The sequence below is a fragment of the Ancylobacter polymorphus genome (assembly GCF_022836935.1).
GTDB lineage: Bacteria > Pseudomonadota > Alphaproteobacteria > Rhizobiales > Xanthobacteraceae > Ancylobacter > Ancylobacter polymorphus_A.
In genome coordinates this window covers 4,230,014-4,257,013 of sequence record NZ_CP083239.1, presented here as the reverse complement: position 1 = coordinate 4,257,013, position 27,000 = coordinate 4,230,014, and the positions used below count along the sequence as shown (strand labels likewise).

The window sequence follows — 27,000 nt, the reverse complement described above, 5'->3', positions numbered from 1 at the left end:
TTGCCTCCGATTCCGCGCGGGGCCGAGAGGGCCCGTTCATCGAGCTCGCGGAGTTCCGGAGAGCCGCCCGCAAGAACGCCGACGAGTCCCCCATGCGCCTGCTTATCGTCGAGGACGACCGCGACGCCGCCGACTACCTGCGCAAGGCATTCCGCGAGGCCGGCCATGTCGTGGACCTCGCCGCCGACGGTGAAGAGGGGCTCATTCTCGCCCGCGACGGTGGCTATGACGTGCTCATCGTCGACCGCATGCTGCCCCGGCGCGACGGGCTCTCGGTGATCGCCGATCTGCGCGGGCGCGGCGACAAGACGCCGGCGCTCATCCTTTCCGCCCTCGGTCAGGTGGATGACCGTGTGACCGGCCTGCGCGCCGGCGGCGACGACTATCTGCCCAAGCCCTACGCCTTCACCGAACTGCTGGCCCGCGTCGAGGCGCTGGCCCGGCGCGGCGGGCCGCAGGCCGCCGACACCGTGTACCGCGTCGCCGATCTCGAACTCGATCGGCTGGCGCATCGCTGCACACGCTCCGGCCAGGAGATCGTGCTGCAGCCGCGTGAATTCCGCCTGCTGGAATATCTCATGCGCCACGCCGGGCAGGTGGTGACCCGCACCATGCTGCTGGAAAACGTGTGGGACTATCATTTCGACCCGCAGACCAACGTGATCGACGTTCACGTCTCGCGGCTGCGCGCGAAGATCGACAAGGGGTTCGATCCGCCGCTGCTCCACACGGTTCGCGGCGCGGGGTACATTATTCGTGACGGCGCTCGGTAAGCTCATCCGCACCACCGCGTTCAAGCTGCTCGCGGCCTATCTCTTCATCTTCGCGCTGTTCGCCGGATCGGTGATCGCCTATCTCGGCTGGCACACCCAGCGCCTCGTTACCCGCCAGGCGGTGGAGGCGATCGAGAACGACACCCGCTTCATGCAGGCGCAGTTCGAGCGCGGCGGCATCAACCGGCTGGTGAATCTCGTCAATCGCCGCGCCGGCGCGCCCGATGCCGGGCTGCTGCTGGTGACCAGCTTCAACGGCGACCCGCTCGCCGGCAACATGATGAATCTGCCGCTCAGTTTCCTGGACAAGCAGGGCTGGCGGGAAATCGATTATGTCCGCACCGATGATTCCGCCGCCCCGCCGAGCCGGGCGCTGGTGCATGTCATTTTCCTGCCCGGCGAGTACCGGCTGCTGATCGGCCGCGACGTGGTCGAGCGCGAGGAACTGCGCCAGATCATCATCGGCCCCGCCGTGTGGGGACTGGCGCTGCTGGTCGTGCTCGGCATGGCGGGCGGGCTTTTCATCACACGGCGCGTGCTCAAGCGCATCGACCAGATGACGGCGATCTCCGACGGCATCATGGCCGGCGATCTCTCGGGGCGGCTCGCCGTTTCCGGCACGGGCGACGAGTTCGACCGCCTGGCGCTGAGCCTCAACGCCATGCTCGACCGCATCGAGGCGCTGATGGCCGGGCTGAAGCAGGTGTCGGACAACATCGCCCATGACCTCAAGACGCCGCTGACCCGGCTGCGCAATCGCGCCGAAGACGCGCTGCGCACCGCCGCCTCCGACGACGAATGGCGCCTCGCCACCGAGCGCACCATCGAGGAATCGGACGGGCTGATCCGCACCTTCGATGCGCTGCTGATGATCGCCCGCGCCGAGGCGGGGCAGGCGAGCGCCAAGATGCTGCGCTTCGACCTCGCCGAGACGGCGGCGGGAGTGGCCGAGCTGTACGAGCCGGTGGCGGATGAGAGCGGGCTGGAGCTGAAGGTCGACATCGCCGGACCGCTGCCGATGCATGGCGTGCGCGAACTGTTCGGCCAGGCGCTCGCCAACCTTCTCGACAACGCCATCAAATACAGCGCGCCGGAAACGCCGGGGGAGCGCCGCGAGCTCGACCTCAGCGCCAGCCGCGTCGGCGACCGTCTGCGCCTCGTGGTTGCCGATCGCGGGCCGGGCATTGCGGAGGCGGATCGCCCGCGCGTGCTGGAGCGTTTCGTGCGGCTGGAAGCGAGCCGGACGCGGCCCGGCTTCGGTCTGGGCTTGTCTCTGGTGGCAGCGGTGGTACGGCTGCACGGCGGCACACTGTCGCTGGAGGGCAACGATCCGGGGCTGCGGGTCGTTATCGACCTGCCGCTCGATCTCAGCGATGAGGCGGAGGCGGCGTAGGACGGCCCGGGAGCGGACGGGCACACAGGCAAAGGGGGCGAAGACGGCATGGCGGCAGGACAGAGCGGAACGCAGACGGCCCCGGCCGGGAGCCTCATAGCGGGGCTGCGGCGTGCGGAGGGCTTTCCTGTTCCGAAGGGGATGCCACCAGCGCTTGTCGATGCGATCACTGAAGCGCCCAAGCCTGTCCTTGCCCGGCTCGACGCTCTTCTCGCCGCCCATGACGAGGCCCGTGCCGTTCTGGCGGCGGTGGTGGAGCGTTCGCCCTTCCTGACCGATCTCATCCGCGTCGATACCGCCCGGCTGCTCGCCTTGCTGGAGGCGGAGCCGGTCGCCGCGCTGGCGCAGGCCCGCGCCGCCACGCAGGCGGCGGTGGAGGCCTCCTCCGACGAGGCGGAGGTAATGGGGGCGCTGCGGCGGCTGCGGGCGCTGACCGCGCTTACCGTCGCGCTGGCGGATATTGGCGGGGTGTTCGACCTCACCACCGTCACCGCCGAACTGACCGCGACCGCCGATGCCGCCATCGCCATGGCGGTGGCGTATCTGGTGCGCGAAGGGGTCGGGAGCCGCAAGCTGCGCAAGACCGGGGTCGAGGGCCTCGGCTACACCGTGCTCGCCATGGGCAAGCATGGCGCCCGCGAGCTGAACTATTCCAGCGATGTCGACCTGATCGTGCTCTACGATCCCGAAGTCGCGCCGCTGGCGAAAGATGTGGAAGCCGGGCCGTTCTTCGTGCGGATGACCCAGCGGCTGGTGCGGCTGATCCAGGAACGGACCAGCGAGGGTTACGTCGCCCGCGTCGACCTGCGCCTGCGCCCTGACCCCGCCTCGACCCCCGCCGCTTTGTCGCTGGACGCCGCGCTTGACTATTACGAGCGCGAAGGCGCCACCTGGGAGCGTGCGGCCTATATCAAGGCGCGGCCCATCGCCGGGGATATCGCGCTTGGCCACGAGTTCCTGCGCCAGCTTGCGCCCTTCGTCTGGCGCCGGGCGCTGGACTATGCGGCGATTTCCGATGTCCACGCGATGAAGCAGGACATTCACGCCTTTCGCGGCCATGAGGCAATCGCGGTCGAGGGCCACAACGTCAAGCTGGGGCGCGGAGGCATTCGCGAGATCGAGTTCTTCGCGCAGACCCAGCAACTCATTGCCGGCGGCCGCGACCCGCGCCTGCGCACCCCCCGCACGCTGGAAGCGCTCGCCGTGCTGGCGCAGACCGGCTGGATCGGCGAGGGCGCGCGCGAAGAGCTGGACGAGGCCTATCACTTCCTGCGCCGGGTGGAGCACCGGCTGCAGATGGTGGGCGATGCGCAGACCCACAGCCTGCCGGAGAACGAGGAGGCGCTGGCCGGCTTCGCCCGCTTCATGGGCTATGCCGACCGCGAGGGCTTCGCCCAGGCGCTGACCCAGCGCCTCACCCGCGTGCAGCACCATTATTCCAAGCTGTTCGAGGATGCCCCGCCGCGCGCGGCGGTAGAGGGGCGGCTCGACTTCCCGGAAGGCGCCGACGACCGCGAGACGCTGGCGACGCTGCACCGGCTCGGCTATGCCGACCCCAAGGCCGCCAGCGCCACGGTGCGCGGCTGGCTGGCGGGCGAGCCCCGTGCCCTGCGGGTGGAGGGCGTGCGCGAGGAACTGGAAGCCATCGTGCCGCTGCTGGTCGACGCGCTGGCGCGCGGCGGCGCCCCCGATGCCGGGCTGAACGCCGCCGACCGCTTCTTCCGCGAAATGCCGACCGCGCAGCGGCTGCTGGCGGCGCTGCGCCACAATCCCGATCTCGTGCGCCTGCTCGCCACCATTCTCGGCACCGCGCCGCGCCTCGGCGAGATGCTGGCGCACCGGCCCTCGCTGCTCGACGCGCTGCTCGACCCGGCCTTTTTCGGCGCGCTGCCGGACGAGCCGGAACTCGCCGCCCGGCTCGCCGCCGATCTCGCCCAGGCCGAGAACGAGGAGGACCGGCTCGACCGTGCCCGCCGCTTCCGGCAGGAGCACCATGTGCTGATCAGCGTGCGCATCCTCTCCGGCACGCTGCCCGCCGCCCGCGCCGGGGAGGCCTTCGCCCGCCTCGCCGATGTGCTGATCCGTTCGCTGGAAGAGGACGTGATCGCCCGCTTCCGCGCCGCGCATGGCACGTTGCCGCAGGCGGAGGTGGCGGTGCTCGCCATGGGCAAGCTCGGCGGGCGCGAGATGACCGCGGGTTCCGACCTCGACCTCATCGTGCTCTATGATTTCGATGAGGAGCACCCCGACAGTGACGGGCCGCGCCCGCTCTATGGCGGTCAGTACTTCGCCCGTCTCACCCAACGCATCGTCAACGCGCTGACCACCCCGACCAATGCCGGCCAACTCTATGAGGTCGATCTGCGGCTGCGCCCGTCCGGCCGTTCCGGCCCGGTGGCGACCAGCCTGACGCGTTTCGAGCTTTATCAGGCCGAGGAGGCCTGGACCTGGGAGCATATGGCGCTGACCCGCGCCCGCGTGGTGGCGGCCTCGCCCGCCTTCCGTGCCCGGGTGGAGGCGGCGATCGGCGATGTGCTGGCGCGCGAGCGCGACCCGGCCCGGCTCGCCGCCGATATCCTCGACATGCGCGGCGCCATCGCCGACGAGAAGGGCGAGGACGAGCCCTGGGACCTCAAATATGCGCGCGGCGGGCTGGTCGATATCGAGTTCATCGCCCAGTATCTCGTGCTCGCCCATGCCGCGCATGAGCCGCGCATCATCGACACCTCGACGCTGCGGGTGATCGAGACCGCGCAGCGGGTCGGTCTCATCGACGTGCAGGACGGGCAGGTGCTGGCCGATGCCTGCCGGCTGCTGCACGATCTGACGCAGGTGCTGCGGCTCGCCATCACCGAGCCGTTCAAGCCTGCGGAAGCGAGCCCGGCACTGCGCCGCCTGCTGGCGCGGGCCGGGGCGATGCCGGACTTTTCCACGCTGGAAGCGCATCTGTTCGAGACCCAGCGGGCCGTGCGCGCCACCTTCGAACGGCTGCTGCGCGCCGAGCCCAAAAGGCGGCGCAAGCGGGCCTAACCTAGCTTTTCCGCCACCAGATCGGCGATGGCGAGGCTGGCGGTGAGGCCGGGGGATTCGATGCCGAACAGTTGCACCAGCCCAGCAACGCCGTGCGCCTCCGGCCCGTCGATGCGGAAATCCGCCGCCGGGGCGCCGGCGGGCACGATCTTCGGGCGGATGCCGGCATAGCCGGGGTTCAGGGCCCCGTCCGGCAGCGCCGGCCAGTAGCGGCGGATGGCGGCATAGAACCCCGCGCCGCGCGCGGGATCGACCGTGTAGTCCGGCGCGTCGATCCATTCGGTGTCCGGGCCGAAACGCGCCTGCCCGCCGAGATCGAGGGTGAGATGCACGCCGAGCCCGGCCTGCTCCGGCACGGGATAGATCAGCCGGGTGAACGGCGCGCGGCCGGAAAGAGTGAAATAGGAGCCCTTGCAGAAATAGGCCGGCGGGATCGCTTCGACGGGAAGGCCGGCGAGCGCGCGGGCGAGCGGCACCGCGCCATGGCCGGCGGCATTGATGAAGCGGGCACAGGAGAGGCGCATCGGCTCGTCGCCGCCAACATCGAGGCTTATCCCCTGCGCCGTAATTTCGCCGGCGAGGATCGGCGCGTTGAAGGCGATCATGCCGCCGGCGTCTTCGAGGTCGCCGCGCAAGGCCAGCATCAGCGCATGGCTGTCGATGATGCCGGTGGAGGGCGAGAGCAGGGCCGCCTCCGCCCTCAGTGCCGGTTCCAGCGCCCGCGCCTCGGAACCCGTCAGCGGCTGGAGATCCGTAACGCCGCAGGCGCGGGCATGAGCGTCGATGGCGGCGAGCTTGTCGAGTTCCGCCGCGCTGCTGGCGACGATGAGCTTGCCGGCGCGCCGGTGCGGCAGGCCGCGCGCCTCGCAATAGGCGTAGAGCGCCGCGCGCCCCTCGACGCAGAGCCGGGCCTTGAGCGTGCCGGGCGCGTAGTAGATGCCGGCATGGATCACCTCGCTGTTGCGCGCGGAGGTGTCGGAGCCGACGAGACCGGTCGCCTCCAGCACCAGGACCTCATGACCCTTCAGGGCAAGCGCGCGGGCGATGGCGAGGCCGACCACGCCGGCGCCGGCGACGACGCAGTCGACGACATGTTCCTCAGGACTGTGCATGCAAGGCTACTCGGCGACGGAAGGGCGGCCGGTACGGTATTGCAGCGCCGGGCGGCCATTCAAGGGCAGGCGGATCACCACCGTGGTGCCGACGCCCTCGGAGGAGCGGATGCGCATCGAGCCGCCATGCAGTTCCACCAGCGACTTGGCGATGGCGAGGCCGAGGCCCGAGCCCTTGTGCGTTTTGGTGAACTGGCTTTCCACCTGCTCGAAGGGGCGGCCGATCTTGGCCAGCGCGCTCTTGGCGATGCCGATGCCGCTGTCCTCGATGACCAGCAGCGCCGCATGCTTGGAGCGCCGCGTGCGCAGGCTGATGCGGCCCTGCTCGGGGGTGAACTTGATGGCGTTGGAGAGCAGGTTGAGCGTGATCTGCTTCAGCGCCCGCTTGTCGGCCTCCACCGTCACAGCCGTATCGGACTCATCGACAATGGTGAGCTGCTTCTCGCCCGCCCGCACCGACATGACGCGGATGGCGTCGGTGACCACCTCGTCGAGCTGCACGGATTGCAGGTTGAGCTGCACGCGCCCGGCCTCGATGCGCGACATGTCGAGAATGTCGTTGATCACGTCGAGCAGGTAGCGGCCGGAATCGCGGATGTCGCGGCAATATTCGTTGTACTTGTCATTGCCGAGCGGGCCGAACAAGCCGCTTTCCATCAGCTCGGAGAAGCCGATGATGGCGTTGAGCGGCGTGCGCAGCTCATGGCTCATATTGGCGAGGAATTCCGACTTGGCGCGGTTGGCGTCCTCGGCCTTGGTCTTCTCGTCGGCATAGTTCTGCGCCAGCTCGGCGAGCTGGAGCGCCTGGAGTTCCAGCGTCTGCTGCGATTTGCGCAGATCCGCGACCAGCGCCATCAGCCGCTTCTCGCTTTCCATCAGGCGCTCTTCATGGCGCTTGAGGGCGGTGATGTCGGTGCCGACGGAGACGTAGCCGCCATCCTTGGTGCGCCGCTCGGCGACCTTGAGCCAGCGTCCGCCTTCCAGCTGCGCCTCGAAGGCGCGGGCGCCTTCCTCCGGCCGGTCTTCGGTGCGCAGCGGAATGCGTACCACGGGCTGGCGGGCGAGCGAGGCGATGGTCTCGAACTCGGTGCCCTGCGTCACATGCGCGTCGCCAATGCCGTAAAGCGACTGGAAGCGCGAATTGCACAGCACCAGCCGGTTCGCCGCGTCCCACAGCACGAAGGATTCGGAAATGCTCTCGATGGCGTCGCGCAGGCGCATGTCGGCGGTGGCGGTGCGCTCGGCGAGGCGGCGCTCCTCGGTCACGTCCACGGCGATGCCGACGAGATGGGGCGGCTCGCCATTATGCTGCGGAACGACTTCAGCACGGGCGCGCAGCCACACCCAATGGCCGTCGGCATGCTTCATGCGGAACACCCGGTCGATGGTGCGGCCGGGCTTGTCGGCGATCTCGTGGGCGATGTCGTAGAGATTGGTGTCGTCGGGATGCACGAGGCTGGTGACCTCGCCGAAGGAGATCAGGTCCTCGCGCGGCTCGTGGCCGAGCATCTCGAACATCGATTCCGACCAGAACATGCGGCCCCGGCCCATATCCCAGTCCCACAGGCCGCAGCGGCCGCGCGAGAGGGCGGTGTCGATGCGCGCACGCACCGTTTCATAGATGCCGTCGGCCTCGCGGGCCCGGGTCGCCTGCCAGTGGAAGGCGAAGCCGAGGATCAGCAGCACCGCGCCTGTTGTGGAGAGCAGGGTGACGGTGAGGACGGTGTCGGAACGCCAGGTGGACAGCGCGCCGTCGAGCGGCTGCACCACCACGAGCTGGAGTGCCCCGCCCGGCAGGTTGCGCACCGTGGCGAGCGCGGCGCTGCCGTCGGGCATCACCACATCGAGCACGCCGGCATTCTCGGCGAAGATGGTCAGCGCCTGGGTGTTGGCGAGCAGCTGGGTGATCTGGTCGGCGGCGGTGGCGGTCTCGTCATGGGTGGCGAGGATCTTGCCGTTGCCGTCGATCAGGCCGTAGCGGCGGCCATCCTCGGCGGCGCGCGGCGGCAGGCTGTTTTTCAGCAGCGTGTCGGGGGTCGTGGCGCCGGGAGGCTGGCGGCTGGCCTCGCTGGAAATGGCGGCGGCGAACAGCGCCAGCTCATCCTTGGCATTGGCGATCGCGTCGGCGCGGTAGGCGTGAATCTGCACGATCGCAGCAATGGCGACCGAGGCGATGAACGCCACGATCAACGCCGGGACCGCCTTGCGCATGAAAGGCTCGGCGTCGACCAATCGCTGATAAGCAGGTCGCGCCACGCTGCGTGCAAGCCCTCGCATGGCTTGTACGCGCACGGACGCGCCTGCAGCGTTGGCGCGCGCCATCGCCGGCCTCCCCCGAAGTCCCAAAACCCGTTCCCATCACGACAGGAGCGATGTGCCGCATCTCTCCGAATCACTCCGATTTGAATCGAACCGACCCCTCCCTGTCCAGAGTCCCGGAGAGTCAAGTTAACGATTCAGCAACCTCCGGCGGTGCCAAGGGTGCCGGGGTGTGTGGCGCTGCAGGACAAGGAGGGTGACGCCTGCCGACAACCACGCCGCATGGACGGCGCGCGGGGCCTGATGCTATGCGCTTTTGCCCGGTTGGCGGGTGGCGGCAGAAATAAAGAGGTTCACATGAGCGACATCTGGTTCCGCACCGGCGAGGCGACCGTACTCGCGGCCGACGGTCAGTTCACCGACGCGATGCCCGAGGTTCTGATCGGCTCGGTGCGCGGTCCTGCCGGGCAGGCCTTCGCCTCGATGATGGGGCAGGTGCAGGGGCACACCCGCATGTTCGTGGTGCGCGACCTGAACCAGCAGGTGCGCCCGGCGACGATGATGACCACCAAGGCCACCATCCACACGCTGGAATATGTCGACCTGCTCGGCGGCGTGGTGCAGGGCGCCATTGGCGACGCCATCGTCGACGCGCTGGCCGAAGGCATCCTGCCCAAGGACCAGGCGGACGAGCTGTGCATGATCGTGATGGTGTGGCTCGACCCGCGCTGCGCCGAGGACCCGAACCTCGACAAGGCGGATCTCTACCGCACCAATTACGAGGCGATGAAGCTGGCGCTGGAACGCGCCATGACCGGCAAGCCGACGGTCGACGAACTGATCGCCAACCGCAAGACCGTCAAGCACTACGCGCTCGACGGCGTCGTCGAGTACTGAGCCTTACCTGCCCCGCGCCGCCCCGGGGACCGGGAGCGCGCGGGGCGTCCCTGCGCCTCACTCCAGCGAGCGGCCGACGATGTCGCTCGCATCGGGCGACAGGCCCGGCCTGGCGGCGACGCGCCGCAGCGCCGCCTCGGCGGAGGCCCGCCGCACCGGCTCCAGCGAGCGCCAGCTCTTGAAGGCGGCGAGCAGCCGGGCGGCGAGCTGCGGGTTGCGCCCGTCAATGTCGATCACCGCCTCGGCGAGCAGCGCGTGTCCGGCGCCGTCCGCACGGTGGAACTGCGTCGGGTTGAGCCCGGCGAAGCTGCCGATCAGCGCGCGCACACGGTTGGGGTTGGTCCAGGCAAAGGCGGGATGGCGGGTGAGGCCGCGCACCCGTTCCAGCGCCTCCGGCTCGGCGATCTGCGCCTGCAGCGCCAGCCATTTGTCGACCACCAGAGGATCGTCGCGGAACCGCTCGTGAAACGCCGCCAGCGCCGGCTCCCGCGCCTGCGGGGCCGTATGGGCCAGCACGGCGAGGGCGAAGAAGCGGTCGGTCATGTTGTCGGCCGTGTCGAAATGCGCCTGCGCCCGTGCCAGCGCGTCGGGCGTGCCGCCGGCGGCGAGAAGATCGAGGCAGCTGTTGCGCAGCGCGCGCCGACCCGCCGAGGCGGCATCCGGGGAATAGGTGCCGACGGGCGCATGGCGGTCATAGGTCGCCGCCAGTTGCGGGGCGAGTGCCGCGCTCACCGCCCGGCGCAGCCGGGTGCGGGCGAGATGGATGGCGTCGGGATCGACATCCACCCCGATCTCGCGGGCGACATCCGCTTCGGACGGGATGGAGAGCGCCTGCGCCACGAAGGCGGGGTCCAGCGCGCCGTCCGCCAGCGTCGCTCCCAGCGCTTCGACCAGTGCGTCCGGCACCGGCACATCGCCGCCGGCGCGGGCGGCGGCGCTCGCCGCCACGAGATGGCCGAGGGCGATGGTCTGGGCGGCGTCAAAGCGGTTGAACGGGTCGCTGTCATGGCGGGCGAGGAACAGCAGGTCGGCGGTGGAGAGATCGCTGGAGAGCTTCACCGGCGCGGAGAAGCCGCGATTGAGCGAGGGCACCGGCCGCTCGGCGATGTCGCGGAAGACGAAGCTCTGGCGCGGCTGGGTGACCAGCAGCACACCCCGCTCCGCGTTGCTGCCATCGTCGAGGGTGAGCGGCAGGTCGCGCCCATCCGGCCCGACCAGCCCGAGGGCGAGCGGGATGACCATGGGCTGCTTGTGGTCCTGCCCGGGTGTGGCGGGAAGGCTCTGCGCCACGTCGAGCCGGTAGCGGTGTGTCGCCGCGTCCCATGTGCCGCTGACGGCGAGCTGCGGCGTGCCGGACTGCGCGTACCACAGGGCGAACTGGGTGAGGTCGACGCCATTGGCATCGGCGAAGCAGGCGAGGAACTGCTCCACCGTCGCGGCATCGCCATCATGGCGGTCGAGATAGAGGTCCATGCCGGCGCGGAAACCCTCCTCGCCCAACAGGGTCTTCAGCATCCGCACCACTTCCGCGCCCTTCTCATAGACGGTGGCGGTGTAGAAGTTGTTGATCTCGCGATAGGTGGATGGGCGCACCGGGTGCGCCAACGGGCCGGCATCTTCCGGGAACTGGTGCGACTTCAGCAGCCGGACATCGCTGATGCGCTTGACCGGGCGCGAGCGCGCATCGGAGGAGAATTCCTGGTCGCGGAAGACGGTGAGGCCCTCCTTGAGGCACAGCTGGAACCAGTCGCGGCAGGTGATGCGGTTGCCGGTCCAGTTGTGGAAATACTCGTGGGCGATGATGGTCTCGATATTGGCATAGTCGGCATCGGTGGCGGTCTGCGGGCTGGCCAGAACATATTTGTCGTTGAAGATATTCACCCACATTCTCCAAGTAAGTCGCTGATTTCGCTGTCGTAATCGTGATATTTCGCATATAAATCATGGCGTTGACGGCTGCGAGGGGCGCGTTTCATGGATCACCTGGAGGGTGCGGGCTTGGCGCGGGGAGATCGGGTTGATTTCGACCGCCGTGTGCGTCTGGAGTTCCGTGGTGCGCAGATCAGTTCAGACGGTGGCCTGCTGGTGATGCGCGAGCTTGATGACGTGCTCGGCCTGTCCAATCTGGCGTCGGAGGCGCTGCGAGACAGCCGCACCGGGAAGAACACGCTCCATCGGCTTGACGGATTGTTCCGGCAATCGGTGTTCGGACGACTGGCCGGATACGAGGATGTGAACGATGCCGACCGCTTGGCCCTCGATCCCGTGATGCGTCAGGTCGTTGGCGGCAGGGCCGTCGAGGCGCAAGCTGCTTCGGCATCGCAGATGGGACGGTTCGAGACCGAGACGCTGGCTCTGGCCGCGAACCGGGCGGCGCTGGCCGATCTGAACGGCCAATGGATCGACCGGTTTCATGACCGCAACGGGTTGAAATACATCGTGCTGGACATGGACAGCTCGGTCAGCCCCACCCACGGCGATCAGGAAGGTGCTGCCTGGAACGGGCATTTCGACTGCACCTGCTATCACCCCATCTTCTTGTTCAACCAGTTTGGCATGCTGGAGCGCTGCGCCCTGCGTAACGGCAATGCCCACAGCGCCGATGGCTGGCGGGATGTCCTTGATCCCGTCATTGCCCGATATGCTGGCCGCGACCTTGGTGGACGCTTCTTCCGGGCCGACGCTGCCTACGCGATCCCCGCGATCTATATGCGGCTGGAAGAAGCCAGGTTCTTCTACGCCATCCGTCTGCCCGCCAACGCCGTCTTGCGCGAGAAGATCGCGCATCGGCTGACACGGCCCGTGGGACGGCCTTCGCTGACCAAGGTCAAACGGTTCTTCGAGGACTTCGAGTATCAGGCGGCGTCCTGGGACAAGCCGCGCCGCGTCATCGCCAAGATCGAATGGCATCCGGGCGAGCTGTTCCCCAAAGTCGGCTTCATCGTCACCAACCTGCCGATGGAGCCAGACTGGGTGGTGAGGTTCTACAACCAGCGCGGCACCGCAGAGCAGCACATCAAGGAAGGCAAATATGCCTTTCGCTGGACGCGGCTGTCATGCCGGAAGTTCCGGCACAACGAGGTGCGGCTGCAACTGCACGCGCTGGCCTACAACCTGGCAACCTTCCTGCGCTGCATCGAACTGCCCGAGGCCATGGCGGACTGGTCGTTGACCAGCCTGCAACTCAAGCTGATCAAGATCGGCGCCCGCGTCGTCCGCCACGCCCGCGCCATTACCTTCCAGTTGGCCGAGGTCGCCGTCACCGGCCCGATGGTGCGGGCCGTCCTTGCCGCCATCCGCCGTCTTCGAACGCCTCCGTCATGCGCATGACCACGATCCATGCCCAAGCTGAACGAAAGCGGCAGGACAGGTCCGTCTGCCGCGCGGAAAAGCGGCTCTGCCGGGCCAGAATGCTGCGGGTTCGAGGCTTGATCCACCCGACTTCGGCCGTTTGCGCGACGACAGACACCGCTCGGGGCGAAAAACGCTTGCCCAGCGAGCAAAATCAGGCGATCTTGAAGTCAAGCGGCAGGCCACTTGGGGAATGTCGGTGCATGAGCGAGTACGATCTCAAGGGTTGGACCAAGTCCGACCTGATCAATCCTTGGGATGTGAACGTTCTCAAGGCCGTCGCCAAGATGTGAGGTTAACCGCTTCTGCAGGCGCCGCCACGATCCTGCGGTAATAGCCACTCATGGATGTAATGCGGGAGTAATTCCCGACTAGGGAGGAGATTAGAATGCCCAAACTCCAAAGGCAGGACTACTACGATACAGCCAGAGACATGAACTGGGACTTAAGATATGTCACCGAGGAGGAAGCGTTCCCCGAGGTGCTTTCTAAGAGCTTTGGGACGACTAATCGCGATTGGTGGGGCTGGGATGAACCCTACAAGCTGACGTTCCGCGAATATGTCCACAACCAGGCTGGCAAGGACGCCGGAATCTACTCCATCCGTTCGACCATCGCGCGCTCGGACATGTACGAAAAGCTCGATCCGGGCTGGAAATCTGCGGTGAAGGCGCACTACGGTGCAATTCCGGTCCCTGAATACCTGGCCTCGATCGGCGAGGCACGTATGGCGCGTTTCGGTCGCGCAGCAGCTTGGCGCAACATGGCAACGTTCGGCACGCTGGATGAAGCCCGCCACGGGCAAGCCCAGATCTTCTTCCCGTACTGTCTGCTCGACAAAGACCCGCAGATGGATTGGGCACACAAGGCGGCGCATACCAAAGGATGGGTTGCGATTGCCGGGGGAAGCTTGTTTGACGACATGTTCACCGCCAACGACGCGGTGTCCACGGCGATCCAGCTGACCTTCACCTTCGAAACCGGCTTCACCAATCTGCAGTTTCTCGGCATGTCGGCCGACGCACTGCATGTGGGCGACATCGAATTCGGAGCATTGATCTCTTCCATCCAGACCGACGAGGCCCGTCACTCGCAGCAGGGCGAGCCGACGCTGAAGATCCTGCGTAACGCCGGTAAGGGTCCGGAAGCACAGAAATTGGTTGACCAGATGTTCTGGCGGGCGTGGAAGATCTTTGCTCTGCTCACCGGCTTGTCGATGGACTACTACACGCCTCTCGAAAACAGGACCATGAGCTTCAAGGAGTTTATGCAGGACTGGATCTGCCGCCAGTTCATGGACCAGTTCAAGGACCTGGGCATGGATCTTCCTTGGTACTGGGAAGAGCATTTCCTGCCGGAGCTGGAATGGTTTCACCACGCGATCCATCTCGGCGTGTGGTTTTGGCGGCCCACCGTCTGGTGGAACCCGGATGCCGGCATCTCGATGCAGGAGCGGGACTGGCTCGAGCAAAAATATCCCGGCTGGAACGACAGGTTTGGCAAATACTGGGATGTCATCGTGGACAACGTGCGCGAAGGCCGGATGGAAAAAACCTATCCCGAAACGCTGCCCGTCGTTTGCAACTGCTGCCAACTCCCGATCTGTTCCCCCACGGTGGACAAAGCCCCGAGGTTGACCACGCACAAGGGGCGCAAGCTCACGTTCTGTTCGGATATCTGCCAATGGGTCTGGCAGAGCCAGCCTGAGCGCTACGACACTCATCTGTCGATCGTCGATCGCTTCCTAGCCGGTCACATTCAGCCACCCAACCTGGAAGGCGCCCTGAAATACATGGGCATCACCCCCGACGTGGCCGGTAACGATGCCGATGGCTACGCCTGGGCAAAGCAACAGATGCCGCTGGCGGCTGAGTAAGCGCCACCCACACGAAGGAAGCGTCGATCCACGCCGACACTGTCGGCGTGGGCGGAGAGGAACTTGCCTACGGCTTGGGCGAAAGGGAGGAAATTCATGGCCATGATACCGCTTCAGACCAGCTTCCGCGGCGACTTCGTCGTTCAGCTGGTCCCCGTCGAAGACACTGACGACATGAACACCGTGGCGGAAAAGATCGCGCATCACGCGGTTGGACTGCGGGTGGCGGTCCGTGACGCGCCGAAGCGTGTCTACTTCAATGGCAGGGAACTGCCGCCCGAGATGACGGTCGCCGACAGCGGCATTGGGGTAATGGACTACGTCGAGGCAGGATATGTCGGATGATCCAGGCGTGAAATGGGTCAAGGCGGCCACGCTCGATGACCTCTGGGAAGGCGATGTGCTGGACGCCCAGGTCGAAGGTGAAGAGGTGATCCTGATCCATCGCGAAGGCGGACGGATCGTCTGCTTTCAGGGCATGTGCCCGCATCAGGAAATCCTCCTCGCAGACGGCGATATCGATTTCGAGAACGGCACGATCACCTGTTCCGCCCATGAATGGGAGTTCGACATGGAAGATGGCAGCGGGCGCAATCCGCTTGGCTGCAAGCTCTTCCAGTACGAGGTCAAGCTGGAGGGCGAGGACATCATGGTCGGCGTGCCCACCGATGGGCGCCTACGCCGCCTGCGCCACAGCGTCGAGGAACAAGCCTAGGGAGGACGAAAGGTGACAACAACAGAAGTCAAGCTGGTCGGTCCGGTGATCCGGGGGGTCGATGAAGACATTATAAATGCGGTAATCGACGCCGCTGAACAGGACAATCCTGACCGCGAGATCATCGTCGAAGATCGGGGAGGATATGTTCGCATCCAGGCGGATCACGAATTCCACCTGACCGAAAAGAGCATGGTTCAGATGCTCGGCCGTCCTTTCAGACTGACCGAGATCGAGCCGAGCCTCGTTTCCTTTGCCGGACGCCTCAGCTCGACCGACAAGGCCTGGACCTGGACGATCCACAACTAGCGAGCATTTTGGGAGGAAAGAAAAATGGCAGTCAAATCAGCCGGCCGCAAACGTAAAACGACATGGAGTCTGTGGGAAGAGCGTCGCGTTCCCTCGGAATACGAGGCCGTCACCTACAAGTTTCACAATCATTTTCGGGCAGAGCCAGCACCTTTTGAATTGTCCGAGAACTGGTCTCTCAACGTTTTCTACAAGCAGAACCGCGAGGGCTCGCCCTTTGTCTCCTCGGTGGACGATTGGGAGGGTTTCCGGGACACCCGCGCCTTCACTTATCGTCGCTACATCGAGATGCAGAAGGATCGCGAGGTCTACCTCGACAACCTCATCGACGAATTCGAGAGCCGCGACCATTATCGCTCGCTCCCGACCGCGTGGCTCGATTTCCTGCGCAACAATTACCTGCCCGTGCGCTTTCCCGGCCACGGCATGCAGATGAGCGCTGCCTATGTGGCGCAGATGGCTCCGTCGGCCTTCGTCACCAACACGTTCTATTTCCAGCTCGGGAATGAAATGCGGCGTGTGCAGCGTCAAGCCTATGTGGCGCAAGTTCTCGCGATGGATAATGAGCGCCCCGATCTGGCTGACAGTGACGCGACCCGTACGAGGTGGACCGATGGACCGCAATGGCAGGGCCTGCGTGAGCTGATCGAGAAGCAGCTCATCGCGTATGATTTCGGCGAAGCCTTCGCCTCGCGCAATCTGGTGGTGCGACCGATCTTCGACCACATCTTCAACAGCGAGATCGCGACGCTGGCTGCCGCCAACGGTGATGATCTCCTGCAGCTGATGCACGATGACTTCCGCAATCACGACCAGGTCTATGCCGAGGAAAATACCAAGGCGCTGGTCGACTACGCCGTCGGCAAGGCAGCCTCCAACGAGGAATTCTTGCGCAAGCAAACTGCCAAATGGCTGCCTCTTGGAGAGAAGGCGGCGCGCGGCTTGGCCGAGGCCTTGGCAACCGCACCTGGTGCCGAAAGTGCCGCTTCGATTCTGGATCGCACCTTGGCCGCACAGCGCCGTCTCATGGGCGAATGCGGCCTTTAAGCCGCTTCAGCACCGGGGTCGATTTCGTGGCCCCGGTCATCGCGTCGAGCCAAATGAGATCGTGCCACCAATGTCACACAAGATCCAAATCGCACCTGATGGCCCGATATTCGAGGCACGGCCCGATGAAACCATCCTTCAGGCTGCACGGCGCAACGGCCAGATCCTGCCCTATGAATGCGGCTGGGGGAGTTGCGGGACATGCAAAGTGGGGCTTGTCGAAGGTTCTGTCGACCTGATCTTCCAGGACGCCCCTGCCGTAAGTCCACGCGATGCGCGGCGCGGACGTGTTCTGGCCTGCCAGTCTCGCCCGACAAGTGACATCATCATCACTCCTCCCCCGGGACACTGGGAAGGACTGCCCTTGCCCTGCCAGGAATGCACCGGCGAACTGATCGCTGTCGAGGAACTTGCACCTGAAATCCGCCGTTTCACCTTTCGCGTTGAGGGCGGAGCCGAGTTTCTTCCTGGCCAGTACGCGATTCTTCACCTGCCGGGTGGCATCCGGCGAAGCTATTCCATGTGCAATCTGCCATGTGGCGACACGCTTCAATTCATCGCCAAACGTTACGACGGCGGAGCAGGGTCAAACGCCCTGGCCGATCTTGCTGTAGGCACCTGCATCACCATCGAAGCGCCTTTTGGCGTGTGCACCCTGCGCAAGAAGGCGGGACGCAAGGTGTTCGTGGCCGGCGGCACCGGCATCTCGCCGATCCTTTCGATGATCCGGCAGGCAGCCGAAGAGGCGGTCGATTTCAATGCGCCTGTCGATGTGATCTATGGCGCCCGCAGCGCTGTCGATCTTGCGGCGGGGAATGAGCTTGCAGCAGCGGCGGCGCGGGTCCGCCATGCACGCTATACGCCGGTCGTGGAGATGCCGCCGGAAGGCTGGGGCTACCAGCAAGGCTTTGTGACCAATGCAATCACGGCGCTAATCAACGCACCGACAGAGGCTGAATTCTACGTCGCCGGCCCGCCAGTCATGGTGAACAGTGTCAAAGCTCAGCTCAAAGAAGCTGGAGTACCGATAACACAGGTGCACTATGACAGCTTCGGCTAAGAATCTGTCGGAGATTCAGGTCTGGGAGCTGGCACCCTCACTGCGCAGTTTGCAAAAGAGGGTTGGCGCCCCCCCGCACCTAGATGCGAAATGGCCCTGTTTACAGGATGAAGATCGGGCAAGTCCCGCATTGCTGGCCGCAATCGCGGCCTTTGCGGGCACCTTGCCCGGCAGCACCTCCTGCGAGGCGCCATTCCAAACGCCCGGACATGGCTTCGCCCTTGACGAAGAACTCGCGCGGGGCCAGCCCGAGGCCTTTGTCAGCGACCCTGTCTGGCTAATCCTGCGCGCCGACGGCGCGATGCATCTCGGCTTGCGCCCGGAATGGGCACAACGGATTCTGACGCTTGGCTGGGGAACCGTTCATCCCTTCGCCCGCTACATGGCCGGTGCGGTGCCGCCGCAAAGCCTGATCGTCTTTGCCCCAAGGGACGAAGAAGAGCTGATCGCCGCGCGTTCGATCATAGAGGCTGCCTACGGATATGCTGTTGGCAGGATCGGCGACGTCATCCTGCCGGACACGCGTTGGTAGAGAACAAGGAAACAGGGAGGAAACCGCACATGAAAGCCGCTGTCTATTTCGGCCCCAAGGATATCCGCACCATCAATGTGGACGATCCGAAAATCACCGAGCCGCACCAGATTCTGGTGAAGGTGCGCGCCACCTCGATCTGCGGGTCGGATCTGCACATCTGGCGCGGCACCCTGGATCAAGCGATGGGAAAGGGTCATTCCACGCTGGGCCATGAACTCTCGGGCGAGGTGATCGAAACCGGTGCCGAGGTCGGCAGGTTTTCTAAGGGCGACCGGGTTTCGATGGGCTATTCGGCCTCGTGCGGTGACTGCTACCAGTGCCGGCATCACAACACGGCACACTGCCAAGTTACGAAATCCGCAGTCTACGGATTCGGTGTCGGCTTCGGCGATCTCAATGGGACGCAGGCGGAGTACATGTCGATCCCCCATGCCGATGCCCATACGATCAAGATCGACGATGCGCTGACGGACGCGCAGGCGCTGACGCTCTCATGCAACCTGCCCACCGCGATCCTGGCCAATAAGCTGGTGGACGTCCAGATCGGCGAAAGTCTAGCGATCGTTGGCCTTGGACCTACCGGAATGATGGCCCTCGATCTGGCGACCAAACGCGGTCCGGGCAAAGTCTTTGCCTTCGATCCGGTCGCGCACCGGCGCGAGGCCGCCAAGATGCGCTATGGCATCGAGGTCTTCGAGCCCGGTGAAGCGGGGGTAGAAGCCGTTAAGGCAGCCACCGGCGGACGGGGTGTCGACAAGGTGATCGAGATGGTAGGCACCGGCGAAAGCCTCGATCTGTCATTCTCGCTGATCCGCGCTGGTGGCACGATGGCGGGCCTCGGCATGTTCACAGACATGGCGCATCCTGTGAACCTCCTCGATGTGTTCTTCCGCGACATCACGTTGCATATGCGCGGTTTCGCAAGCGTCTGGCCGGAGATGTGGAACGCTCAGCGTCTCATCACGGAGGGCAAGATCACGTTGACTGAGATGTTCACCCACAACTTCTCGCTCGACCAAGCCGGCGAGGCCTATCGCGTGTTCGGCGAGCGGCTCGACAACGTGGAGAAGGTGCTCATCCGGCCATGAGCTGGGCATTCAGGGTCACACTGGAACGGCCGGACGGTGTCTGGTCGTTCGAGGCGCCGGACAACGAGTATCTGCTCTACTCGCTTATCGATGCGGGGTTGGAGAGCCCGATGATTTGCGAGCAGGGCTGGTGCTTGGCTTGCGCCGCGCGGCTGATCGAAGGCGAAGTCGATACCTCGGGCGCACTCACCCACTATCCGGAGGATGATGCGGCTGGCTTTGTCCTGATCTGCTCTGCGCTGCCGCGGTCGGACCTTGTGCTGCGGCAGCATGAAACGGAGACCCGCCGCGAAATGACCCAGATGCGCATCGCCCACAACCTCCTGGCCCGTGCCTTTCCCTCCGGAAAGCGATCGGGGCATCGGCGCGGTCGGGCACAGGGAGTTCAGAACGCGGAATGACGAAGCTAACATGCTTCGATATCGCCTGATGGGCGAAGATTGGCGATCGGGAGGCCATTGTGGCGACGATCCACACACACGGGGGGAATGAAGAAAATGAAGAAGATCTTATGAGCTCTTGCGATATTGACCATGTCTTCGACCGCACAAGCACAAGACGCATCGAAGGAGGGTTGGTTCGTTCGTACCGGCCCACTTGGCGTCCTGTTTGACTCGAAGGCAGACATCTCGGTTGGCGGCGGTGTCATCCCCGGGGCGAGTGCTGACACTAAGGACAATCTCACACTGGGGTTTGACGTGGGATATCGCTTCGACAACAACGTGAGCCTGATGTTGACGGGAGGCATTCCGCCCAAGACGACGCTGACAGGTACGGGTCCGCTCGGCGGCGTGACACTTGGGAAGACGTACTACGCACCCGCCGTCCTCGCAGCGCAGTACCATTTCACCAACTTCGGTCCGAGATTTCAGCCCTATGTCGGCGCAGGGGTGAACTATACACTCTTCTTCGGCACCTCCGATGGCGCCGTCGCCGATCTCAAAGTCAACAACGCCTTCGCTCCGGTTCTTCAGGCGGGCTTCGAATATGATATCGACAGCAAATGGGGGGTTTACATGGACGTGAAGAAGATCTTCCTTTCCACCACGGCGACTGGCACCGTCGGCGGAAATCCAGCTCGGGCAGAAGTGACAGCCAACCCAACTCTGTTGAGCGCCGGCATCGTCTACAGATTCTGAAGATTCTGACAGGACTAATCGGCGGGGGGCGATGTGCGCTCCGCTGGCTTCACGGATGGGCCTGCAGTCGGCGTTTTGCAGTTTGGTCTCCACCTCTGGAATCCAAGAAACGGTGCTGACAATTCCCAAAGGTATCGACGGATACCCGAAACGTCATTGAATGGCTACCGGCGCCATCACATTGGCGAACAATCAACTGACGCCAAGGATGCCAAATGATCAGCCCGAAGATCCAAACTAAATTCAAGGCAATGCAGGCCGCACATAACTCCCGCACGCACCTTCTGCGTCTGGGAGCTCTCTTCAGTGAAACAGTGCTGATCGAGGTAGATGGGGAAGAAACCTATCTGCATTTCGAAAAAGGCCGTCTCATCCAGGTTCAATCCGGCCCCAGCCGCAAGACACCCTGGCGGTTTGGACTGCGCTGTGATCGCGATGCGCTCGAGCGCTTCTGGCAGCCTCTGCCGTCACCCGGTTTCCACGACATTTTCGGTCTGGTGAAGATCGGCCGCGGCCGTATCGATGGCGATATCCTCACACTGGTGAAGAACTTGCGCTTCTTCAAGGAATTTATGGCGCTCGGACGCGGGGCGCTCAAGGCGGAGGAAGCAGCATGAGCATCGAACCGATCACCGGTCGCTATGTTGCCATCGAGCAGGGCGGCGAGAGATACCGGATCTATTTCGAGGAAGCAGGCCAGGGGCGCCCCGTGCTGTGCCTGCATACCGCTGGTGCCGATACCCGGCAATGGCGCCATGTGATGAACGACCGGCGCTTCATCGCCCACAATCGGTTCGTCGCCTTTGACATGCCCTGGCACGGCAAGTCGCTGCCACCGGAAGGGTTCGAGACCCGCGAATACCTGCTGACCACCGAGGCCTATGTAGAAACCATCCTGGCGCTCATGGTGGCGCTGGGTCTCGACCGGCCGGTACTGGCCGGCTGCTCAATGGGCGGGCGCATCGCGCTGCAATTGGCCGCGCTGCATCCCGATCGGTTCGCCGGTTTCATTGCCATCGAGGCCAGCGACTACCAGCCCGCCTGGTACGACATCGACTGGTTCCACCGTCCCGATGCCCATGGCGGGGAAATGGGCGCAGCGCTGGTTTCGGCCAATATCAGCCCTCATGCGCCCAATGCCGAATGACGCCCTCGCCGAGCTGCTCGCCCGCGAGCACGGCAAGACGGTCCCCGACGCCCGCGGCGACATCCAGCGCGGCCTCGAGGTGATCGAGTTCGCCATCGGCATCCCGCACCTCTTGAAGGGCGAGTATACCGACGGCGCCGGCCCGGGCATCGACATCTATTCCATGCGCCAGCCGCTCGGCGTCGTGGCCGGCATCACGCCGTTCAACTTCCCGGCCATGATCCCCATGTGGAAGTTCGGCCCGGCCATCGCCTGCGGCAACGCCTTCATCCTGAAGCCGTCCGAGCGTGATCCCGGCGTGCCGATGCACCTCGCCGAACTGATGCTCGAGGCGGGCCTGCCCCCCGGCATCCTCAATGTGGTCAACGGCGACAAGGAGGCGGTGGACGCCATCCTGGACGACCCGGACATCCATGCGGTTGGCTTCGTGGGCTCGTCCAACATCGCCCAGTACATCTATGCCCGCGGCACCGCCAACGGAAAGCGCATCCAGGGCTTCGGCGGCGCCAAGAACCACATGATCATCATGCCCGACGCGGACATGGACCAGGCCGTGGATGCCCTGATCGGCGCCGGCTACGGCTCCGCCGGCGAGCGCTGCATGGCGATCTCGGTGGCGGTGCCCGTGGGCGAGGACGCCGCCGACCGGCTCATGGAGAAGCTGGTCCCGCGCGTCGAGAGCCTGAAGATCGGCCCGTCCACGGACGTCACCGCCGATTTCGGCCCCCTCGTCACCCGCGAGGCGCTGGAGCGCGTGAGGAATTACGTGGACATCGGCGTCGCCGAGGGCGCGAAGCTGGTCGTGGACGGCCGCGGCTTCAAGATGCAGGGCTACGAGAACGGCTTCTACATGGGCGGCTGCCTGTTCGACAACGTGACCGCCGACATGCGCATCTACAAGGAGGAAATCTTCGGACCCGTCCTCTCCGTGGTGCGCGCGCCCGACTACAAGGAGGCCCTGCGCCTTCCCACCGAGCACGAGTACGGCAACGGCGTCGCCATCTTCACCCGCGACGGCGACGCGGCCCGCGACTTCGCCTCCAAGGTGAACGTGGGCATGGTGGGCATCAACGTGCCAATCCCGGTGCCGCTCGCCTACCACACCTTCGGCGGCTGGAAGCGCTCCGGCTTCGGCGACCTGAACCAGCACGGCCCGGACGGCGTGCGCTTCTACACCAAGACCAAGACCGTCACCTCCCGCTGGCCCTCGGGCATCAAGGACGGCGCGGACTTCGTCATCCCGACCATGGGCTGACCCGGCTCGGTTGCGCCATCCTTGAGGTGGCGCAGCCCCGGCTTTCGCATGTCCGCCACGGCCCGGCCGTGGTGGAGTGATGACGGCTCGCACGAGGGCGCCCGGCATGTTCACGCTCACCGAGGACCAGCAGGCCATCCGCGAGATGGCGCGCGATTTCGCCAATGTCGAGATCGCGCCCTATGCCGCAGAGTGGGACGAGAAGAAGCACTTCCCGAAGGACCAGCTGCGCGCCGCAGCGGCGCTCGGCATGGGCGGCATCTATGTGAAGGAGGACGTGGGCGGCTCCGGTCTCTCGCGGCTCGACGCGGCGCTCATCTTCGAGCAGCTCGCCACCGCCTGCCCCGGCACCTCGGCCTATCTCTCCATCCACAACATGGCGACCTGGATGAGAAGCGAGTGTGACCGAAGCCCAGAGAAACTGTGCGGGCGGCCCAGATATTCGACTTCTTTGCCGGGGAGGCGTTGCGCCTCACGGGCGAGATCCTGCCGTCGATCCGCCCCAGCTTCACCGTCGAGATAACACGCGAGCCGGTCGGCGTCGTCGGCATTATCACGCCGTGGAATTTCCCGATCGCCATTCCAGCATGGAAGATCGCGCCTGCGATTTGCTATGGCAACACGGTCGTCTTCAAGCCCGCGGACCTGGTCCCCGGTTCGGCTTGGGCGATTGCCGATTCAGCCCCTTGTTCTCCATCGCCCCCATGTTGAAATCGGCCACGGCGACGATGTTGAACACGTCGAGGTCGTATTCGCAGCCGAACACTTCCTCGTCCCAGCGCATGGAGCGCTTGAGCGCGTCCATGGCGTAGCCCGCGCGCTCGGTTTTGCCGGGCTCGACATAGATGGCGAGTTCGACCTTCTTGCCGGTGGCGGTGACGAAGTCGTCGGCGATGCGGTCGAGCCGCCCGCCGACCAGCGCGAAGAGGTAGCAGGGCTTCGGCCAGGGATCATGCCACACCGCGTAGTGCCGGCTTGTGCCCTCCACCGGCCCGCTTTCCACCGGATTGCCATTGCCGAGCAGAACCGGCGCCTCCTCGCGCTCGGCCTCGATGCGGGTGGTGTAGACGGCGAGAACGTCCGGCCGGTCCGGGAAATAGGTGATGCGGCGGAAGCCCTCCGCCTCGCACTGGGTGCAATAGGTGCCGCTGGAGCGGTAGAGGCCCATCAGCTTGGTGTTGGCGGTGGGGTTCACCACCGTCTCGATCTCCAGCGTCAGCGCGCGCTGGGGCGGGGCAAGCAGGGTCAGCGCCGTCGGGGTGACGACATAGGCGGTGCCGGCGAGCGGCACGCCGTCCAGCGTGAGCGATTTCAGGCTGAGCTCGTCGCCGTCGAGAACGATGGGCGAACCCTCGCGCCCTTCAGGATTCGGGCGCAGCGCCAGCCGGGCGCGGATTCGCGCGGCGGTCGGGTGCAGATGCACATCGAGATGCACCGTGTCGACGAGCCAGTCCGGCGGCCGGTAGTCGCCGAGACGGACAGGCGGGGGCACAGCATCGCGCGACATGGTCGACTCCGGGAAAGCGTCTGAACGTCAAGAGGTAGTCAATTCCGGCGCACGCCGGAAGCCTGAAGCGGTGGCGCCAGGGGTTCAGCGATGGCGGGTGATCTCGACCCCGGCGTCGCGGAAGATGCCGGCGATCGGCGCGGAAGGCTTGTGCAGTTCCACCCGCACCTTCTCCACCCGGGGATAACGGGTGAGCACCGCCTCGGCGATGGCCTGGGCGAAGGCTTCGAGAATGTGGAAGCGGTGGCTGGAGGACACTTCGTGGATGACCTCGAACACTTTCTCATAGCCGACGGTCTCGGCGTAATTGTCGTGGGCGGCGGCGTCGCCGGCGTCGAGCCACCAGTCGATATCGACGATGAAACGCTGGCCAAGCCGCGCCTCCTCCTCATGCAGGCCGTGCCAGGCGTGCAGTTCGACGCCCCGGAGGAAGATGCGGTCGGACATGAGCGGAATTCCCGTGGGTTCTTCGGTGGGTCAGGCGGCGTCGAGCGCGGCGGCGAGCAGGCCGACCGCCACGGCCGGGGCGCAGTCCGCCGCCTGGCGTGAGAGGGCGGGGTCGTCGGTCAGCACGTCGGCAAGGTCGAGATAGGTCAGGTCGCACCGTTCGGCGAGCCGCGCCGCCATGAAACGGCCGACGCCGGCGCCGACCAGCATCTCCGGCGCGTTCTCCTGCGCCGAGGCGACACAGTCGAAGGCGCGGCCGATGCGGGTGATCTGTGCCTCCGCGAGGTGGCGCGCCAGCGCCTTCGCCTTGGGCAGGAGCGGCGGCGTGAGATCCTGTCCGATCATCCGCAGCAGGCGGCGGGCGCTGGCCTCTGCCGTCTTCGGCCCGCCATCGGCGCTCGGGTAGAGATCCGCCTCCTCGGTCAGGTCGCCGGTAAGGCGGTGAATATCCGCCGTGGTAGCGAACAGCTCAGCCATCAACGGCAGCCAGCGGCCCGCGAATGGCGCCTCGGCCGCCAGCGCCATCACCGGCGTGCGGGCGGCGCCTGTGTAAACCAGCTCATTGCTGGCGAGGCGTTCGGCATCTGAGAAGCCGCGCGCCGTCACCCGCCCGGCTTCGAAGGGAATGAGGTCGGCCGTGGTCGAGCCGATATCGACGAGAATGCCGCCGGGCAGGAGATGCGCCAGAACGGCGGCGGTGGCGTACCAATTGGCCGAGGCGATGGCCTCGGCATGCTCGGCCGCGCGCTCGGGCGGCACGAAGCCTTCCGGCCCGGCGAACAGCGCCAGCGGCGCGCCGGCCAGCGCCTGCATCAGCAGACCCACGGTGCCGACCACGCCGGCGTGGCGGTCCGGCCAGAGATCGGCGCCCTCGGCGGTCATGGTGACGGCAGAGGGCACGCCGGGCTCGAACTCGGCGCGCAGGTCGCGCAGCGTGGCGGCAAGCGCCTCCTCGCCCTTCCACACCGGGCAGGGGGCGATGCGCACGGCCTTGAGCCGTCCATCCTGCCCGAAGGCGGCGAGCTTCACATGGGCGCCGCCGACATCCCATCCCAGGCGGGCAATTCTCTTCACGGTCATTCCTCAGGCACGATGTCGACGGGAAGGGCAGGCGGCAGGTGCGGCAGGTCCGGCACCGCGCCGTCGCGGATGAATTCGCTCATGAAGGCCAGCGGGTTGACCGCCAGCGACCGGCGCAGGCCCGCATAGGAGGTGGTGAGGCGCGGATTGACCTCCACCGCTACCGGACCGTCCGCTGTCGCGATGTAGTCGACCCCGACGAGACCGTGCAGACCCGGCAGCGCCGCGCCGATGCTCTCGCCGAAAGACCGCAGCGCCTCGTCAACCGGGAACGCGCCGACGGTGACGCCGGTGAAGCGCAACCTGCCATCGTCGCGTGCGATGTGCTGACGGTTGGCGGTCAGAACATGGGTCCGCCCGTTCTGGCACAGCAAAGTGAGGCTCGCCGCCTCGCCCGCGACCAAGGGCTGGATGACATGGCCCGGCGGATAGGGTGGCGTCGGGCGCTGGTCGATGACGCGCAGCCCGACCCCGCCGGCGCCGTCATCCGGTTTGACCACGAAGGGGCCGGGGACCTCCGCCGGCAGTGCGTCGAGCGGCCAGGTGGGAATGACGGCCACGCCGGCGGCCGCCAGTGCTTGCGCCGTGCGCCGCTTGCTGGCGCAGAGCGCGATGGTTTCCGCCTCCGGCGCCACCACCCGCCGGCACTGGGCGCGCAGGTCGAAGACGAGGCGTTCGAGCACGCCCGCGCTTTCCGGCGCGATCGGCCAGCAGCAATCGGCCTCCCGCGCCATGAGCCGCCACACCGAGGCGGGGTCGTCGCCGAGGCGCAGCGCCGTGCTGGTGCCGCGCGGCGGGGCGGGGAAGCGCGCATCATGGGTGGTGACCACCCGGACGCCGGGAAGATCCTCCAGGTCGCCGATCAGCGTGTCGCGCATCAGCGCGCCTTCGGCTATCAGCGAGGCCGGAAGTTCCGCACCGAGGGCGCCACCCCCGGTGACCGTTTCAACGACAAAGACCAGCATCTACCCGCGTACCAG

At 65.7% G+C, this 27,000-nt stretch carries 23 protein-coding genes and 4 pseudogenes; 20 read left to right on the top strand and 7 right to left on the bottom strand.

Annotated elements, in window-relative coordinates:
• Window positions 1-92 precede the first annotated feature (92 nt).
• Genes K9D25_RS20340 through K9D25_RS20330 form a run of 3 tightly spaced genes read left to right on the top strand, consistent with a single transcriptional unit; the run spans window position 93 to window position 5,196 of the window.
• Complete coding sequence (locus K9D25_RS20340; protein ID WP_244377824.1) at window positions 93-773, top strand: response regulator transcription factor; 681 nt, start codon at window positions 93-95, stop codon at window positions 771-773.
• Window positions 757-2,166: a sensor histidine kinase gene (locus tag K9D25_RS20335; RefSeq protein ID WP_244377822.1), complete on the top strand. Its 1,410-nt coding sequence runs from the start codon at window positions 757-759 to the stop codon at window positions 2,164-2,166. The genes K9D25_RS20340 and K9D25_RS20335 overlap by 17 nt, the downstream gene beginning before the upstream one ends.
• Window positions 2,167-2,214: 48 nt before the next feature.
• On the top strand, window positions 2,215-5,196 hold the full coding sequence (locus tag K9D25_RS20330; protein WP_432207898.1) for a bifunctional [glutamine synthetase] adenylyltransferase/[glutamine synthetase]-adenylyl-L-tyrosine phosphorylase: 2,982 nt from the start codon (window positions 2,215-2,217) through the stop codon (window positions 5,194-5,196).
• Here the strand turns inward: K9D25_RS20330 and K9D25_RS20325 are convergent.
• Window positions 5,193-6,308 carry an NAD(P)/FAD-dependent oxidoreductase gene (locus tag K9D25_RS20325; protein WP_244377820.1) on the bottom strand — a complete coding sequence of 372 codons (1,116 nt, stop codon included), beginning with the start codon at window positions 6,306-6,308 and terminating at the stop codon, window positions 5,193-5,195. The genes K9D25_RS20330 and K9D25_RS20325 overlap by 4 nt on opposite strands.
• A gap of 6 nt (window positions 6,309-6,314) precedes the next feature.
• On the bottom strand, window positions 6,315-8,519 hold the full coding sequence (locus K9D25_RS20320; RefSeq protein ID WP_244377819.1) for a PAS domain-containing sensor histidine kinase: 2,205 nt from the start codon (window positions 8,517-8,519) through the stop codon (window positions 6,315-6,317).
• Window positions 8,520-8,924: 405 nt separating this feature from the next.
• Between K9D25_RS20320 and fae the strand changes: the two genes are divergently transcribed.
• Window positions 8,925-9,464: a formaldehyde-activating enzyme gene (gene fae, locus K9D25_RS20315; protein ID WP_244377817.1), complete on the top strand. Its 540-nt coding sequence runs from the start codon at window positions 8,925-8,927 to the stop codon at window positions 9,462-9,464.
• 57 nt (window positions 9,465-9,521) lie between these two features.
• Here the strand turns inward: fae and pepN are convergent, their stop codons facing one another.
• Window positions 9,522-11,345: an aminopeptidase N gene (gene pepN, locus K9D25_RS20310; protein ID WP_244377815.1), complete on the bottom strand. Its 1,824-nt coding sequence runs from the start codon at window positions 11,343-11,345 to the stop codon at window positions 9,522-9,524.
• A 93-nt stretch (window positions 11,346-11,438) separates the two neighbouring features.
• Between pepN and K9D25_RS20305 the strand changes: the two genes are divergently transcribed.
• The 16 genes and pseudogenes from K9D25_RS20305 to K9D25_RS20230 form a co-directional block, all read left to right on the top strand.
• Window positions 11,439-12,794, top strand: coding sequence for an IS1380-like element ISPme1 family transposase (locus tag K9D25_RS20305; protein WP_244375073.1), 1,356 nt, complete (start codon window positions 11,439-11,441; stop codon window positions 12,792-12,794).
• Between the two features lie 409 nt (window positions 12,795-13,203).
• Window positions 13,204-14,691: an aromatic/alkene/methane monooxygenase hydroxylase/oxygenase subunit alpha gene (locus K9D25_RS20300; protein ID WP_244377812.1), complete on the top strand. Its 1,488-nt coding sequence runs from the start codon at window positions 13,204-13,206 to the stop codon at window positions 14,689-14,691.
• Between the two features lie 96 nt (window positions 14,692-14,787).
• On the top strand, window positions 14,788-15,036 hold the full coding sequence (locus K9D25_RS20295) for a toluene-4-monooxygenase system B family protein (protein ID WP_244377810.1): 249 nt from the start codon (window positions 14,788-14,790) through the stop codon (window positions 15,034-15,036).
• Window positions 15,026-15,406, top strand: a complete 381-nt coding sequence (locus tag K9D25_RS20290; RefSeq protein ID WP_244377808.1) for a Rieske 2Fe-2S domain-containing protein — start codon at window positions 15,026-15,028, stop codon at window positions 15,404-15,406. The genes K9D25_RS20295 and K9D25_RS20290 overlap by 11 nt, the downstream gene beginning before the upstream one ends.
• A gap of 12 nt (window positions 15,407-15,418) precedes the next feature.
• On the top strand, window positions 15,419-15,715 hold the full coding sequence (locus K9D25_RS20285; RefSeq protein ID WP_244377806.1) for an MmoB/DmpM family protein: 297 nt from the start codon (window positions 15,419-15,421) through the stop codon (window positions 15,713-15,715).
• Window positions 15,716-15,739: 24 nt separating this feature from the next.
• Window positions 15,740-16,762 (top strand): toluene hydroxylase, encoded by a 1,023-nt coding sequence (locus tag K9D25_RS20280; RefSeq protein WP_244377804.1) that lies wholly within the window; start codon window positions 15,740-15,742, stop codon window positions 16,760-16,762.
• A 70-nt stretch (window positions 16,763-16,832) separates the two neighbouring features.
• The gene (locus tag K9D25_RS20275) at window positions 16,833-17,822 is read left to right on the top strand and encodes a 2Fe-2S iron-sulfur cluster-binding protein (RefSeq protein ID WP_203195508.1); all 990 of its coding nucleotides are present in this window, start codon (window positions 16,833-16,835) and stop codon (window positions 17,820-17,822) included.
• Between the two features lie 130 nt (window positions 17,823-17,952).
• A complete protein-coding gene (locus tag K9D25_RS20270) occupies window positions 17,953-18,354 on the top strand; it encodes a hypothetical protein (RefSeq protein WP_203197009.1) in 402 nt (133 codons plus the stop codon).
• Window positions 18,355-18,383: 29 nt separating this feature from the next.
• Complete coding sequence (locus K9D25_RS20265; protein ID WP_203195506.1) at window positions 18,384-19,445, top strand: alcohol dehydrogenase catalytic domain-containing protein; 1,062 nt, start codon at window positions 18,384-18,386, stop codon at window positions 19,443-19,445.
• Window positions 19,442-19,846 carry a 2Fe-2S iron-sulfur cluster binding domain-containing protein gene (locus tag K9D25_RS20260; RefSeq protein ID WP_203195505.1) on the top strand — a complete coding sequence of 135 codons (405 nt, stop codon included), beginning with the start codon at window positions 19,442-19,444 and terminating at the stop codon, window positions 19,844-19,846. The genes K9D25_RS20265 and K9D25_RS20260 overlap by 4 nt, the downstream gene beginning before the upstream one ends.
• A gap of 126 nt (window positions 19,847-19,972) precedes the next feature.
• Window positions 19,973-20,584, top strand: a complete 612-nt coding sequence (locus K9D25_RS20255) for an OmpW/AlkL family protein (protein WP_347881459.1) — start codon at window positions 19,973-19,975, stop codon at window positions 20,582-20,584.
• 215 nt (window positions 20,585-20,799) lie between these two features.
• Complete coding sequence (locus tag K9D25_RS20250) at window positions 20,800-21,201, top strand: hypothetical protein (RefSeq protein ID WP_203197006.1); 402 nt, start codon at window positions 20,800-20,802, stop codon at window positions 21,199-21,201.
• A complete protein-coding gene (locus K9D25_RS20245) occupies window positions 21,198-21,731 on the top strand; it encodes an alpha/beta fold hydrolase (RefSeq protein WP_279613760.1) in 534 nt (177 codons plus the stop codon). The genes K9D25_RS20250 and K9D25_RS20245 overlap by 4 nt, the downstream gene beginning before the upstream one ends.
• Window positions 21,730-22,986: pseudogene (locus K9D25_RS20240) on the top strand (CoA-acylating methylmalonate-semialdehyde dehydrogenase); the annotation flags it as partial. The gene K9D25_RS20245 and the pseudogene K9D25_RS20240, both read left to right, overlap by 2 nt.
• Before the next feature lie 106 nt (window positions 22,987-23,092).
• Window positions 23,093-23,377 (top strand): annotated as a pseudogene (locus K9D25_RS20235) (acyl-CoA dehydrogenase family protein); the annotation flags it as partial.
• A 26-nt stretch (window positions 23,378-23,403) separates the two neighbouring features.
• Window positions 23,404-23,664: pseudogene (locus tag K9D25_RS20230) on the top strand (aldehyde dehydrogenase family protein); the annotation flags it as partial.
• Here the strand turns inward: K9D25_RS20230 and K9D25_RS20225 are convergent.
• The 4 genes and pseudogenes from K9D25_RS20225 to K9D25_RS20210 all read right to left on the bottom strand — a co-directional run.
• Window positions 23,663-24,493: pseudogene (locus tag K9D25_RS20225) on the bottom strand (M1 family aminopeptidase); the annotation flags it as partial. The pseudogenes K9D25_RS20230 and K9D25_RS20225 sit on opposite strands and share 2 nt — an antisense overlap.
• Before the next feature lie 84 nt (window positions 24,494-24,577).
• On the bottom strand, window positions 24,578-24,940 hold the full coding sequence (gene folB, locus K9D25_RS20220) for a dihydroneopterin aldolase (protein WP_244377800.1): 363 nt from the start codon (window positions 24,938-24,940) through the stop codon (window positions 24,578-24,580).
• 30 nt (window positions 24,941-24,970) lie between these two features.
• Window positions 24,971-26,020 (bottom strand): hydantoinase/oxoprolinase family protein, encoded by a 1,050-nt coding sequence (locus K9D25_RS20215; RefSeq protein WP_347881458.1) that lies wholly within the window; start codon window positions 26,018-26,020, stop codon window positions 24,971-24,973.
• A complete protein-coding gene (locus tag K9D25_RS20210; RefSeq protein ID WP_244377796.1) occupies window positions 26,017-26,985 on the bottom strand; it encodes an ATP-grasp domain-containing protein in 969 nt (322 codons plus the stop codon). The genes K9D25_RS20215 and K9D25_RS20210 overlap by 4 nt, the downstream gene beginning before the upstream one ends.
• Window positions 26,986-27,000: the final 15 nt, after the last annotated feature.